This is a genomic window from Rosistilla carotiformis (assembly GCF_007753095.1).
Taxonomy (GTDB): Bacteria; Planctomycetota; Planctomycetia; order Pirellulales; family Pirellulaceae; genus Rosistilla; species Rosistilla carotiformis.
In genome coordinates, this window is sequence record NZ_CP036348.1 from 694,042 (window position 1) to 708,549 (window position 14,508).

At 57.6% G+C, this 14,508-nt stretch carries 11 protein-coding genes; 7 read left to right on the forward strand and 4 right to left on the reverse strand.

Features of this window, described 5'->3' with window-relative positions:
* Positions 1-396: 396 nt before the first annotated feature.
* A complete protein-coding gene (locus Poly24_RS02500; protein ID WP_145089985.1) occupies positions 397-771 on the reverse strand; it encodes a hypothetical protein in 375 nt (124 codons plus the stop codon).
* Positions 772-990: 219 nt separating this feature from the next.
* On the opposite strand from Poly24_RS02500, the gene Poly24_RS02505 reads away from it, so the two are divergent.
* The 5 genes from Poly24_RS02505 (at position 991) to Poly24_RS02530 (ending at position 7,180) form a co-directional block, all read left to right on the forward strand.
* A complete protein-coding gene (locus Poly24_RS02505) occupies positions 991-1,209 on the forward strand; it encodes a hypothetical protein (RefSeq protein ID WP_145089988.1) in 219 nt (72 codons plus the stop codon).
* Between the two features lie 274 nt (positions 1,210-1,483).
* Positions 1,484-2,494 carry a right-handed parallel beta-helix repeat-containing protein gene (locus tag Poly24_RS02515; protein ID WP_197452265.1) on the forward strand — a complete coding sequence of 337 codons (1,011 nt, stop codon included), beginning with the start codon at positions 1,484-1,486 and terminating at the stop codon, positions 2,492-2,494.
* Between the two features lie 518 nt (positions 2,495-3,012).
* The gene (locus Poly24_RS02520) at positions 3,013-4,065 is read left to right on the forward strand and encodes a class I SAM-dependent methyltransferase (RefSeq protein WP_145089996.1); all 1,053 of its coding nucleotides are present in this window, start codon (positions 3,013-3,015) and stop codon (positions 4,063-4,065) included.
* 468 nt (positions 4,066-4,533) lie between these two features.
* Positions 4,534-6,261, forward strand: coding sequence for an arylsulfatase (locus Poly24_RS02525; RefSeq protein ID WP_145089999.1), 1,728 nt, complete (start codon positions 4,534-4,536; stop codon positions 6,259-6,261).
* A gap of 133 nt (positions 6,262-6,394) precedes the next feature.
* The gene (locus Poly24_RS02530; protein WP_145090002.1) at positions 6,395-7,180 is read left to right on the forward strand and encodes a hypothetical protein; all 786 of its coding nucleotides are present in this window, start codon (positions 6,395-6,397) and stop codon (positions 7,178-7,180) included.
* Positions 7,181-7,353: 173 nt separating this feature from the next.
* Here Poly24_RS02530 and Poly24_RS02535 read toward each other — a convergent pair whose 3' ends face one another.
* Positions 7,354-8,997, reverse strand: coding sequence for a hypothetical protein (locus tag Poly24_RS02535; protein ID WP_231753436.1), 1,644 nt, complete (start codon positions 8,995-8,997; stop codon positions 7,354-7,356).
* A gap of 267 nt (positions 8,998-9,264) precedes the next feature.
* On the opposite strand from Poly24_RS02535, the gene Poly24_RS02540 reads away from it, so the two are divergent.
* Positions 9,265-11,481 carry a bifunctional diguanylate cyclase/phosphohydrolase gene (locus Poly24_RS02540; RefSeq protein WP_145090008.1) on the forward strand — a complete coding sequence of 739 codons (2,217 nt, stop codon included), beginning with the start codon at positions 9,265-9,267 and terminating at the stop codon, positions 11,479-11,481.
* Positions 11,482-11,651: 170 nt separating this feature from the next.
* A complete protein-coding gene (locus Poly24_RS02545; protein WP_145090011.1) occupies positions 11,652-12,275 on the forward strand; it encodes a superoxide dismutase in 624 nt (207 codons plus the stop codon).
* 135 nt (positions 12,276-12,410) lie between these two features.
* On the opposite strand, the gene prmC is transcribed toward Poly24_RS02545, so the two are convergent.
* A complete protein-coding gene (prmC, locus tag Poly24_RS02550) occupies positions 12,411-13,301 on the reverse strand; it encodes a peptide chain release factor N(5)-glutamine methyltransferase (RefSeq protein ID WP_145090014.1) in 891 nt (296 codons plus the stop codon).
* Between the two features lie 29 nt (positions 13,302-13,330).
* Positions 13,331-14,413: a peptide chain release factor 1 gene (prfA, locus tag Poly24_RS02555; protein WP_145090017.1), complete on the reverse strand. Its 1,083-nt coding sequence runs from the start codon at positions 14,411-14,413 to the stop codon at positions 13,331-13,333.
* Positions 14,414-14,508: the final 95 nt, after the last annotated feature.

Sequence of the window (14,508 nt, forward strand, 5' to 3'; positions counted from 1 at the left end):
CTCCGGGCTCCAGCAGTCTCAAACTCCCATCACGCACACCATCGACCTTTGCAATAGGCCGCTGGCCGTCGCAAGACTTACCGGTGGTGTCAACCACCGGATCCTGGCCCCACACCAAACGTTTTCAGGCCGCAGGCCGGCACAGGAACTGCCGGCGGTGTAAGCCGCCGGTAAGCATCCCCTAACAGCAAAAGTTCAGCCCGGAGGGCGACACCCGGAAGTTTGGTTGTGTCGCCCTCCAGGCTTTGTTGTGTCTGGCGATCTTGGGACCGGTGGCTGACGCCACCGGCAGTTCCTATTCCGCCCTGCGGGCTCCAGCAGTCCAAGTTCCCGCCACGCACACTAGCGGTCCGGTTTATCAAAGTGTCATTGCGTCTTTGAATTCGCCAGAAGGTTTTACTTCCCTGCCACAACCGCAAAAGTCGCCAGCCCGAGCATGATGCTGGTCACCGGTCCCCACAACCGCCGCTCGGGGCGTGACGGTGTGATCCAGTTCAGCAGCGTGCTCAGGGACTGCACTCCGAGTGCCGCCCACCCGGTCCAGTTCTGCCAGTTGGGGGCCAGGCCAGCGGCCGACGTGATCCCTGCTGCCATGAAGGCGAGCAATACGGCAGATAAGAGAGCCACCACGCGTCCCTTGGCCGGCAACGCCCCGGGGTGCTGTCCTCCTTGTGTCACCGGTCCCCATGGCGCGCCTGCGATCAGACAACACTGAAACAGGATCACGCCGATGATGATCATCGCGTACAAAATTGCGGCTAGGTGGGGCATGAGGTCAATTGTGGCTACAGAGGGTTAGAAGCACCTTCATAGCCACCTCGGTGGTGATGATCCAGGTGGGCTTTGAATTTGCCCGCTCTCTCGTCTGCTTGCAAGTCGTGCGACCGTCCCCACTGCTTCCCGCCGCGATCCAATGTTGGAGACGGATGGCGAGAGCTATGTTTGCCGCGCGGGTTGTCACCAGCTAAAATCCTGACTGGAGAACCCATCATGACTGACTTGCTTGAAAAAGTGTTTGAGCACGCATCAAAACTGCCTCCTCAACAGCAAGACGCACTTGCGAAATGGCTGCTTAACGAGATCGCGGCAGACAACGCATGGGACGCTACTTTCGCAAAATCACCCGCTTTGCTGGCGTCACTTGCTTCGGAGACGCTGCAGGAGAAGGACGGTGGCGACGCTCAACCACTCGTTCCATATGAACTTTGAAATCGTTAACGCCCCGTCGTTTTCGCGATTGCTTCGCTTCCCTACCTCAGCACCTCCAAAAGCAAACTCGCGATGCCTACCGGCAATTCCTGGCTGATCCATCCCACCCCGGCTTGCGATTCAAGCGAATTGCTGACACCTTTGATTTCCATAGTGAAATAGCTGTCCTGCACATTCAACGCCGTAGAACGTTGGCATGGTACGGAGCCGCCGGTCGAGCCTTTTTAAGTCGTGCATCAACCGCGGTTATGCCAAAACGTTAGAACACAACAACATGATGTATGTACGCCTATTGCTTGTCGCTTCCGTGCTGATCCTTGGGGTCGCGCGTCTGGGATACGCTCAGTCGCCGTTTATTGTGCGAATGGATCCTGCGGGATCGGACGCCAACGACGGTTTGACGCCTGACACGCCCGTCGTGACACTCCAGCGGGTGCAGCAGATCTTGAAGTCGACGCTTGCCGACAATCCCAGAGACGCGGAGGTCCGGATTGGGTCGGGCACCTACCGCGGGCAGAGTATTCGCTGGACATTCACGATGCCCGAACACTCGATCACTTTCATGCCCCGCGCTGGCGACAAGGTGCGGCCGGTTTTTGATGGTGTTGAGCATCGCGGAACTTGGTTCCGCCTCGACCACTCTTTGGGGCAGCAGACGGGGCTGAACTTCCAGTACATCCACGTCACGCGTTACGCGACAGCGATCTCGTTGAACGGGAACCGGAATGCGGTGGAAACGTGCAATCGCGGCAACTCGATATACGGCTGCATGTTCACAGATGTTGGTGAGGGATCGACCGCCGCAGTGCGACTCGTCAATTCCAAAGACAACTCGATCGTCAACAATCATTTCTTGAACATCACGAGGTCGAGCCGGTACGGGCTGTTGCACGCAATCTATATCGCGCACCATTCGTCGGGGAATCAGATTCTTCGCAACCGATTCCAGGACTGCTGCGGTGATCCGGTTCGCGTTCGCGATGCATCCAACAACAATATTGTCAATGAAAACACGTTCATCCGCGCGGGGATCGCTGCAGCGTATTCTCAGTGGTACTGTGACCACCGTCGCAACGATGACGACAACCCACGCAACGATTGCTCCAAGCCCACACCGGAATGTCCTTCGTGGAACAACCAATTCCGCAACAATCGGCTGCTGGAAACCTACAACGGGGAACGACTGTCCGCGTGGTATTTCGCTCAAGACGATGTTGATTCCCTGTGTCCGCCGCCGTCGCCGGGTGCGAGGAGATTGGCGACAAGTGGCAACCGACACGAATAACAATGGTGTAACAACAGCGTGAACCGTCGTGTCGAATTGGGGTGAAGTGGAATGGGCAAAGTGACGTAACCACACGGTTCCGTTAAATGTTGTTGTTTGGGGGTGCTGTTGTTTTGCCATCCAACGCTGCGCGGCGTCCTTGGCTTTTTGGCGGAGCAGACGTTTCGTCCGCTTCTGCTCAGCGGGGAAACTCTTGATTCGCTGCTCCATGGCCTCTAATGCGCCAGGCTTAGTCTGACGCATCAAAGAGACTGGGCTCGGCTGCACTCTTAATTTGCGTCGGTGCTTTGAAGGAGCTAAGCATATCTGCAAGTTTTTGGGGGAGCACCGAGAGGAAAATTCTTGCACAGCCTGGTCTGATCCGTAAGAATTGGTTTCTCAGTTGGGGGGGGGCGGTTTTCAGGGAAATCTGGGAGCGGACGCGTCATCTGCGGGAACAAAACGCACCCCATGCAAGTCGACTGCCGCCGCCCGCATATCGCTACCGTTCTGTGCAAACCAAACCCGGAAGCGAAAAGATGATTAATGAAAACCGAATGCACGATTTACTTGGCAAAATGGTTTCTGAAATGGGAGCCGCTGCGGTAGGTTCTTTGGTGATTTTGGGTGATAAGCTTGGGCTGTATCGCGCTCTCGCGAAGGACGGCCCCTTGTCGGCCGGCATGCTGGCGGAAAAGACAGGGACCACCGAACGCTACGTGCGCGAATGGTGTGCCGCCCAAGCCGGTTCTGGCTACATCGAATATGAAGCAGATACAGACAAGTTTAGCATGAGCCCTGAACAACAAGCTGTATTTGCGGACCCGGACAGTCCTTTTTGCATGACGGGAGGATTTTATGCAATCGGTTCAATATATGTCGATGAACCGAAAATTACACATGCATTTCAAACAGGCGAAGGCGTTTCATGGGGTGACCATAGCGCTTGCCTTTTCTGTGGAACCGAAAAGTTCTTTCGGCCAGGGTACCAGGCAAGCCTTGTGAGCGAGTGGCTCCCGTCACTGGACGGTGTGATTGATAAATTGGAGGCGGGAGCGAAGGTTGCCGATGTGGGCTGTGGCCACGGGGCCTCCACGCTGGTGATGGCCAAGGCTTTTCCGAAATCGAGTTTCATCGGATTTGACTTTCACGAGCCTTCGGTAAAGCGCGCCAATGAACTTGCCTCTGACTCGGGGCTGGCGAACGTCCGTTTTGATGTAGCAGCAGCAAAGAATTTTCCGGGAACAGACTATGACCTTATCGCCTTTTTTGATTGCTTGCACGACATGGGCGACCCGGTTGGAGCGGCCGCGCATACTCTTGAGGCATTAAGGCCCGACGGAACGATGATGCTTGTGGAGCCGTTTGCACATGACGAACTGAAAGACAATCTCAACCCGGTCGGACGAATGTTCTACAGTTTTTCGACAATGGTCTGTACTCCTGCGTCCATTAGTCAGGAGGTTGGGCTTGCACTAGGCGCTCAGGCTGGTGAGAAAAGACTGAGCGAAGTCGCTGCAGAAGCAGGCTTCAGTCAATTTCGACGTGCCACCGAAACTCCTTTTAATCTCGTTCTTGAGGCAAAGCCGTAACAGGGCTTGGGAAACTAAGAAGCGGACGGAAAACCTCTGGTTCGCGTGGCACCGCAGTTTAAAACCTTGGTTTTCTGTCAGGCTCTAACGTGGCAGGACTCGTTTAGACGGATAGCAAAGAGTCCTGGCACCTTTGAATTCGCCCCATGCAGCGAAGATCGCGATCGGGCATTTATTAATGGAATATTAACCACGCGATTTCGGTGATGTGTACCGTTATTGGGCAATTCGATTTCCCTGACCATGTATGAACCGCATGAGCGAATGCGTCGGAATTTGAAATGAGAGCGTAAGCTTGCCGCCCGGTTACGCGGGATGTGCGTCAAGAGAATCGACTTAATTTTGACAAAGATGAGCTGACGTGAAGTGGCCTCCCCTATGATGTGCCAACGAGCGCAATCGTACGCCCTGACCGCCAGCGTATGCGTTCCAATTTATGGCGGGGCAACTCAACGAACGAAAGATACTATGAAAACGCAGCTACGCATCCACCGCTGGATGCCGGCCCTCCGGGTCACGGCACTGTTGGCAGCCTGCCTGATGTCTGTTGGCGCCACCGCTCAAGCGGACGAGAAAAAGCCGAACATCATGTTCATCATGGCGGATGACATCGGATGGATGCAGCCGGGTTGTTATCATCGAGGCTTGATGGTCGGGGAAACTCCCAATATCGACCGGCTTGCCAGCGAGGGCGGCCTCTTCATGCACTACTACGCCCAGCAAAGTTGCACGGCCGGGCGGACAGCGTTTTTCACCGGCATGAATCCGATGCGGGCCGGGATGCTGATGCCCCAGTTGCCAGGTGCGATTTCGTACCTGCGCCCCGGCACTCCAAGCCTGGCGAAGTTCCTTTTAGATCAGGGCTACAGTACCGGTGAGTTCGGCAAGAACCACCTCGGCGATCATCCCGATTCCCTGCCGACCGCGCATGGTTTCCAGGAATTCTGGGGTTACCTCTACCATCTGGATGCGATGCAAGGGGTCAGCTTCCCCGACATTAACAAGAGTCCGACCGAGCAGGCTGTCGTGCCACCGATGAAGATGGTGCCGATCCCCGGTATTCCTGAAACACCCGGCGCGATCACTCCCGAAGAAGGCGTTTGCATGGCTTCCCCGCGGCCGATTCTGTGGATGAAATCCTCCAATGGCACCGCGAAGAATCAGAGTGGCAAGGACGAAGGCCCGCTGACTCTAGAACGCTCGAAGACTATCGATGAGGAAATTTCCGCCAAGGTCGTGGACTGGCTCGATCGCCAAGATCCCGAGAAGACGGACAAGCCCTTTTTCTGCTGGTACAACCCCGCCCGTATGCACATCACCACGATGTTGTCGCCTAAGTATGAAGCCATGCTCGGCGTGAAGGGGGGCAAGGATTGGGGAATCAACGAAGTCGGCATGAAGCAGCTCGACGACAACATCGGTGTCGTCCTCAAAAAGCTCGAGGACATGGGTGAACTCGACAATACCATCATCGTCTTCACGACCGACAACGGCGCGGAAGTCATTACCTTCCCTGATGGAGGCACCACTCCATTCAAGGGCGGCAAGCTGACTACCTGGGAGGGCGGCATGCGTGCCCCCTGCGTCGTCCGCTGGCCCGGAAAGATTAAGCCGGGCACTATCTTCAAAGAAATCTTCGCCTCCCAAGACTGGCTGCCCACGCTCGTCGAAATCGCGGGCGGTGCCAAGGATAACGACCTCAATGATCAAATCATGGCGGGCAAATATCCCGGTATCGTGAAGACCAAGCTCGATGGGTTCAATCAGACCGAATACCTGACGGGTGAGTCGAAGGAATCGGCTCGCGACACGTTCTTCTACTACACCGGCGCACAACCCTCGGCCGTGCGATACAAGAACTGGAAGTTCTACTACACAATGGTTGGTGCCGGTGCAATGGGTGGACTGATGGGGGCGCAAACCTACCACTGGACTCAGCTTGCCAATATCAAGCGCGATCCGTTTGAGATCAGCGTCGGTGCCGATACGAAGTCGCTGATGAGTTACGCCGGAGCACTCGCAGCACCTAGCACTGCGTACGTCTACGACTGGAACCTGTTGCCGATCGGCCAACTTCTGTGGGAGAAGGAGCTGATGTCATACAAAAATTTCCCGCCTCTGCAGATGGCAGCCAGCTACAATCTCGACCAGATCTTGGAGTCGTTGAAAAGCCAAAGTGGCTCCCGCTCGGACTGACCATTACCGATTGATCATTTGTCGCGCGGGTCGCTTTTCGTGAGCGACCCGCGATTTTTGAACTAGGGAATCAAACATCGGACTGCGTTGGGACCTAACGAGTCCGTGGACCCGGGCGGTGATGCGGGGGCTCTTGCAAACAACGTCACTTGGCCGCCGGCAGGTGCTTTGGCTGGAAGTAACGAAGGTTTCTGCACTCTTTTTAGGCGGGCCGGTTTCTCAAAGAATCTTGACACCATTGATTGCGCTGGCAGTGAAAAGACTCAGCACGAAAGGGATCGACATGCAACGATTCACTATCATTCTTTTTGTCTTCGTCGCCGGATGTCGTGAGCAGCCCGATACGCCGACAGCGGCAACTCCACAGGTGCAGCGGGTTGGTGAGGTTGTGGGAACCGAGGGTCATTCTGCCAACGGATCTCAGCTTTCGGAAACAATCGTTGGTGGTATTGTGCTCAAGCCAAATGTGGCCATCGATGGGAAGCTCTCGCTGCTTCTTCCTGAGGATTTCTCGGAGATGGATGAGGAGAGGCTGAAGCTCAAATATCCGAACGAACTGCGGCCAACGCTTGTGTACACCAACAAATCAGCGGCAATCAACGTCGCCATTAATTACACGACGAAGCGGATGCGACGGAGTGAGATCGGCGCGTTCCATCAACAGATGGAAGGCACGTACCGCAAATTCCATCCGACGGCAACATGGTTCCATAGCGGTGTTGTCGACATCGACGGGCGCAACTGGATAAAACTAGATTTGCGGACCCCCGCAAGCGACACTGAAATACGTAACATCATGGTCGGAACATCGGTGAAGGGTCGACTGTTACTTGTATCTTTCAACGTCACCAAGCAACTGGAGGACCAGTGGCTTGAGGCAGCGGAGGCAATTATTCAGTCGCTTCGCGTCCGAGATTAGCCGAAGTGGATTGAATGCTGCATCTCGCGGCCCCGTCGCAACGCAACGTTGGGATGCTGAGGTGTGGGGACTCTTGTAGGCGGAGCCAGTCGAATCTGACATCAGCGCGTGACGTCGCCATCCGGATGCATGAAAACGTTATCGCAACTTTACCGTTCTGATGCTGCGCAACGCTACGCGGCGTCTTTGCCTTGTTGGCGGAGCAGGCGTTTCATTCGCTTCCGTTCCGCTTTGCTCATCGAGGACCAGTCGATGTTGTCGACGTCGACCGATTCGTCTTCCGCGGCATGATGTGATTCGCTGTGGTCGTCTTGTTCGTCGTCGTCGTGCTGCCAGTTGTCGTCTTCGGACTCATCTTCGTAAGTCTCATCGTCGTTTGAATCTTCTTCAGCCGCAGGCTTGGCCTTGCGGCTGAACCAGCCCTTGCTCTTGGCGGGTGCTACGTCCTCTTGAGCCTCATCGGTTGCGTCGTCGCTCGATTCTTCATCGGTCGCTGCAGGCTTGGCCTTGCGACCGAACCAACCCTTGCGTTTGGGCGGTGCTTCGTCGTCGTCGGCTTGTTCGTCATCGGACTCCCCTGCCCCATCCTCTGCGGCAGTCTTGGCCTTGCGACCGAACCAGCCCTTGCGTTTGGGCGGTGCTTCGCCGTCGTCGGCCTGTTCGTCATCGGAGTCCCCTGCCCCATCCTCTGCGACGGGCTTGGCCTTGCGGCTGAACCAACCCTTGCGTTTGACGGGGGCTTCGTCGTCGTCCGCTTTGCGGGCGACTTCGCGCTGTTCGTCGTTGAATTGCTCGTCGACTTCGTCAGCAGCTGGCTTCGGTTTGCGGCGGAACCAGCCTCGCTTGGCGGGCGGTTGTTCCTCGGGCTCCGGTTCCGGTGCTGCCGCGGCGGCTTTCTTGCGCGATCGCGATGGTTTGGGGGCTTCATCCGGTTCGTCGAACGCTTCGCGGCCGAGGTGTTTGCGGCCGAACCGTGGCAATCGCAAGCGGCCAGTCTGGCCGTCGGTCTGGTTCAATCCGCGGACGTCGCGGTAGATCGAGCGGAGGTAGGTGACCAGCGACAGGAAGACGGCGATGCGGCCGATCAACGGTCCTGCACCGACGATCATTGCGGTCGCCAACGGGCCTGTCTCGATGAAGTTCCAGCGGATCGGCAGTCGCGAGGCGACGGCAGCCGAGCCGGTGACGAGCCAAAAAGCGGCGGCGGGGCTGTGCCGCATCTCGATCAACAGCCGCGCGGTCATCGCAAATCCGGCGACGCATAACAGCAGCCGCAGCCAGTCGCCGCCGGCCATCGGGGCGCGGCCTGCCAGCAGGGTGTCGAGGATCGCACCGCACCAATCGAGCGTGCCAGCGATCGAATCGACACTTAATAGGACAAGCAACGCCATCACGGGACGCCAGATTCGATAATGCCCTCGGTAATCGTCGGCGCGATGGCGGCGCAGTTGGTAGATCAGGAAGCCGATACCCGCGGAAAGGGCGAGCGAAATCGAACCAAACCAGCCACCGAAGCTGGCCGGGTTGTCCAGACGCAGCGGGCGGGCCAGTTCGGGGTATTGATACAGCGGTGCCCAATTCATGCTCAGGTAATGCCCGGCGATCAGCAGGCAAGCGGCCAGCAGTACAAACGATTTAACGGCCAGCAGCGACCGCCGCCGGACGGGGACCAGTTCGAACCAACGAGCGCGCAAGCGACGTTGGACCCGCGAACCGTAGGCTGCCGGCGCGGGGCGCGACGCATCGTCCCGCAGCTTGGATTGGCTGCGCGGCACTTCGGCAGCCGGATCCATCGACAGGATCTGCGCCGAAATCATCCGGCGGCGTCGGGTTTGTAGGGATCTTCGGTCGTGACTCATGGGCCCGTTGCGATCTTCATTGAGCGGCGAACGCGTCTCTCCGGAAGGGGCGACGTCGCGTTGGCGCGATTGCGAGGGTAACGAAATCGGGGCGTCGGAGCCAACATCACCCTGAAACGTTCGGATTTCGGAAAATCCATTTTTGCCAAACTGCGAACAAAACGTAGGCTTGCTTAGTCTCTTTGCACCGTCCATTTAACGCTATCTAGCCCCTGCGTCGCCCCTATGATCGATACAACTCCGCCCCTTCCTACGGGGCAATCCGCCGAAAAACCAAGCCGTGTGGACGTGGTTGAAGGCTTTGAACGGATTTCCACCCTGTTGGGTGATCTCAATCGACTTCCCTCGGGGACGGTGGCAAGTCGCAAAGAATATGATGCCGATGGCTCGCATGAGAACCAATTGCTAGCGGTTCGCTTGGGCGTGGCGACTTCGTTGTTCTATTCGTTGCGCTGCAAGCACCGGCAAACTGCCGAGCACAGCCTGCGCGTTGCATTGGGGTGTTCGGTTTGGGCCGACCGGTTGCAATTGTCGACCGAAATGCGGGACCGATTGGAAGTGGCTGCGTTGCTGCACGATATTGGAAAAATTGCCACTCCCGATCGCGTACTGAAAAAACCTGGGCATTTGAACGACGACGAACGGCTGATTATGGAACAGGCCCCCGATGTGGGCTGTGAAATCTTGCGGGGCTGCTGCAGCGATGAGAGCTTGTTAGAAATCCTGCGCTACAGCCGGAATTGGTTCCATGCGGGCACGGATAGCGACCAGCTGAGCGGCGAGGACCTGCCGTTGGGATCGCGGATGCTGGCGATCGTTGAATCGTTCGATTCGATGACAACCGATCAGGTTTATCGGCGGGCGTTTAGCCAAGAGCGGGCTGTCGCCGAGTTGTTTCAGTATGCGGGAACCCAGTTTGATCCCGACCTTGTGCGCGACTACGCCAGTCTCTTGGAAAGTCGTCCCGAGTTGATGTACGGCGCTGCGGCGCGGCGGTGGTTGCAGGATTTGCAGGGGGATTACTCCAACCGGTTTTGGTCGTCCAGCTCGCCGAAGCCCCGCTCGCGAAACAACGACGGCGCTTTGGGCCAATTGCTATTCCACCAGCATCTGCTGGACACGATGTGCGATGGTGTGGTGGCGATCGATGGCGAAGGGGTGATCACGCATTGGAACTACGCTTTCGAACGGATGACCAACATCGCGGCCGATGCGATGATTGGGCAAGCTTGGTCGGACACCTTGGTGCGTTGGGACGATTCGCGTCAACATCCTGGCGAGGCTGCGAGCCTGGGAGGCTGTTTGGCCACCGGGGCGCAGTCGCGACGCCGGATGCGGTTGGTCTTGCCCGATGGGAAGCAGACTCCCGTTAAAGTGAACTTTATTCCCATCCTGGGCGAAGAGAGCCGCGTGCAGGGGGCGTTGGCGATTGTCAACGATATCTCGCAAGAGGAGTCGCTCGAACAGAAGGTCCAGTCGCTGCATGTCAAAGCGACTCGCGACGGTTTAACCGGTGTCGCCAATCGCGCTGAATTCGATCGCGCGTTGGGGGATGTCGTCGAATTCGCAGCCGCTGGGAAGGGACCTGCGAGTCTAATTCTTTGTGACATCGATCGATTTAAGTCGGTCAATGACACGCATGGCCACCAGGCTGGCGATGACGCCTTGATCAGCTTTGCCTCCGTGTTGGAGCGTCACAGTCGGGACGGCGATTTGGTCGCTCGTTATGGAGGTGAAGAGTTTGCGTTGTTGTGTCCTGGTTGTGACAACGCGACGGCGGCAAAACGGGCCGAAACCATTCGCTGTGATTTGGAGCGGATCGCCCAGCCGGCGCTCGCCAATAAATGTATCACCGCCAGTTTCGGCGTCACCGAGTACCAATCTGGAGACACCGAGTCGACGATTGTGGCGCGGGCCGATCGGGCTTTGTACAAGGCCAAAGAGAATGGTCGCAACCGCGTCGTGCAGCTCGGGTCCGGATTGCGTGAACCGGTCGACGTGCTTGCCACGTCATCCAAAGGTTGGTTTCATTGGCTGCTGACCCCTTCGAAATCGGACCAGGTGAAAGCCAAACTCGCGACGCGTGTTCCGGTGGAAATGGTGATCGAGAAATTGCGAGGCTTTATTGCCGATCACAACGCGGAAATCCTCAAGGTGCAGGATCAACGCTTGGAGCTTCGCTTGGATGTGCGGTCTTCAATCCATGGCCGCCGCAGCGCCGATGGCGTCTCCGCGTTCCATCTCCGCATCAACCTCGATGAACGCGATGTCGAAACCGGGTATCAGGGAGAGTCAAACTTGATGCGTGAAACGGTGATCGATGCCAACGTCAGTCCGTGGCGAAGTCGAGATCGCCGCAATCGGGAGGTCAAAAACGCGTGCCGCAACGTGATCGCCAGCTTGAAGAGCTATCTGATGGCGGATTACATCGACCGTCCCTAGCCGAGACGGCGATGCCGTGTTCGGCAGCGCTCCGATGCCCAGGCAAGGCCACCGTGAGGTGGCCCCTTGTCGCGCCGGGCGGCTACTCTTATGGTGCCTAGATAGGGTGCTGCGATAGCAGGACCCCGTTCCCCTTGCAAACCCTGGCACCTGATAATCGGAGAAACCTCATGGCTTACGCATTGCCTGCACTTCCATACGCTCTGGACGCCCTGGAACCTCACATCGATGCCCGCACGATGGAGATCCACCACGGGAAACACCACCAGGCTTACATCACCAAGGTCAACGACGCGATCGCCGGTACCGACCTGGAAAGCAAGTCGATCGAAGATCTGATCTCCAACCTTTCGGCAGTCCCTGCCGACAAGCTGGGAGCCGTTCGCAACAACGGCGGTGGACACGCCAATCACTCGCTGTTCTGGACCGTCATGGGCCCTGGATGCGGTGGTGCTCCCAGCGGCGACCTGGCCGCTGCGATCGATAGCGACTTGGGTGGATTGGATGCCTTCAAGACAGCCTTCGCCAACGCCGGAGCGACTCGCTTTGGTAGCGGTTGGGCTTGGTTGTACGTCAGCGAAGGAAAGCTGAAAGTTGGCAGCACCGCCAACCAAGACAGTCCTTTGATGGGCGAAGCCGTCGCCGGTATCGGTGGCACCCCGATCCTCGGCTTGGACGTTTGGGAGCACGCCTACTACTTGAACTATCAAAACCGTCGTCCCGACTACATCAGCGCCTTCTGGGAAGTTGTCAACTGGAGCGCCGTTGCCGATGGTTTTGCAGCGGCCAAATAAGCTGCTTCGGCTCGCTGGGATACCCATCGAATCACCCAAGCGATGTTTCGCTTGGACTCCGGATCGATAAACGATAAAAGCCGGCACGCAATTGCGTCCGGCTTTTTTTCTGCTCGGGTCGAGAGGCTGGTCTGTCTATTGGCTGCGGGCGACGCTGACGATCCGTTTGTGTCCAGCCAAGTCCTTGATCACGCGGACATCTTCGGCCGCATCGACGTGGGCCAAGTGTTCGATCACCTGGTCGACGATCATCGGGCTCAGTTCAAAGATCAACCGTCCGCCGGGCTTCAGTCGCGGGAGGGCTTCGGCGATCAGGCGGACGATCGTTTCGGTTCCGTCGGGGCCGCCGACCAGCGCCTGACGCGGCTCAAAGTCACGGACCGATTTGTCCAGTTCGGCATATTCGGCTTCGCTGACATAAGGTGGATTGCTGCAGATCATGTCCAGTGTCGGCGTTTCGGGAAGCTTCGCCAGAAGGTCCCCTTCGATGAACTGGATCCGGTCTTGAACCTTGTGCGCCGCCGCGTTGGTTTCCGCGACCCGTAGCGCCGCCGCGGAGATGTCGATCGCCGTGAAGCGGGCGTTGGGGAGGTTTTTTGCCAAGCAGATGGCGATGATCCCGCTGCCGGTACCGACGTCCGCGATCTGCAGCGACTCTTTGGACTGCCCTTGCCGCTTGAATTCGTCCAACGCCTCGATCACGAGGTGTTCGGTTTCGGGGCGTGGGATCAATGTGTCTTCGCTGACCCGAAACGACAGCGAATAAAACTCTTTGCGGCCCAGCAGTTGCGAAACGGGAGTCCCTTCGCCGCGGCGGCGGACGAGTTCGCGAAACGCCGTGCGCACTTCGTCTCCGGGCTCTTCGTTGAACGCGGTGTACAGTTCGATGCGTTCGCAACCACGCGCTTCGGAAAGCAACAGTTCGGCGTCCAGGCGGGGCGAATCGGAGCCCGACTTGCCGAAGTATTCCGTCGTCCATTCCAGCAGTCGCAGGATGGTCCACTTTTCGGCTTGTTCGGCACTCATGTTCCTGGTTCCTTGTGAGGATCGGGGGGCTAGATAACGCCCATGTCGCCGCGCAACTGGTCGCGATCGTATTCGATCATGGCATCGGTGACCGGTTGCAAATCGCCCGCGATGATCTGATCCAATTTGTACAGCGTCAGGTTGATGCGGTGATCGCTCAAACGATTCTGTGGGAAATTGTAGGTGCGAATCCGCTGGCTGCGATCTCCCGAACCGATCAGGCTGTTGCGGGTATCGGACCGTTTGGCCATCTCTTCTTCGCGTTTCTTTTCGTAGACCCGCGTCTTCAGCACGCGTAGCGCCTTGGCGAGGTTCTTGTGTTGGCTCTTTTCATCCTGGCACTGGACGACGATTCCAGTTTCGTAGTGGGTCAATCGGATCGCTGATTCGGTCTTGTTGACGTGCTGGCCGCCGGGGCCCGACGCACAGAATTTGTCGACGCGGTAGTCATCCGGTTTTAGGGTGACTTCGACGTCTTCGGGTTCCGGCATCACTGCCACCGTGGCTGCGGAGGTGTGGACGCGGCCTTGAGTCTCGGTTTCGGGAACGCGTTGTACGCGGTGTCCTCCCGATTCGTACTGCAAGTCGCGGAAGACGCCCTCCCCTTCAAATGCCAACGTGATTTCTTTGAAGCCGCCCAGTTCGGTCACGCTCGTGTCGAGGATCTCGGTCTTCCAACCGACGCGCTCGGCATGTTTGCGATACATTTCGAACAGATCGCGGGCGAACAGCGCCGCCTCGTCGCCTCCGGTGCCGGAGCGAATTTCCATCACGCAACGCGTCCGCAAAGCGTCTTCACCGCCAACGGTCATCGTCAGCAATTCATCCCACAACGCTTCGCGTCGTTTCCGTAGATCCTCGGCCTCTTCTTCGGCCATCTCGCGTTCCTCGGGATCTTCGGTCTCTTCGATGATCTCTTTGCAGCCGCGGATTTCGTCGGTCAGCTTCTTGAAGGTGCGGAATTTGTTGGCTAACCGGGCCAGCCCGCCATGCTCGCGGGCGACAGCCGACATCATCGTTCCGTCGGCCTGGACCGAGGGGTCGGCCATTTGGCGTTCGAGATCCAGGAATCGTTTAAGCTTGCCGTCGAGGGTGTCGCGAATGGAAGTCATGGTATTCGTCGCTGGGCACGCAGCCGGCGTGCCAATGTACTTCAACAAGACGCGCCGGCTGCGCGCCTTATAAGCATAAAAACAGCCATCGCGTT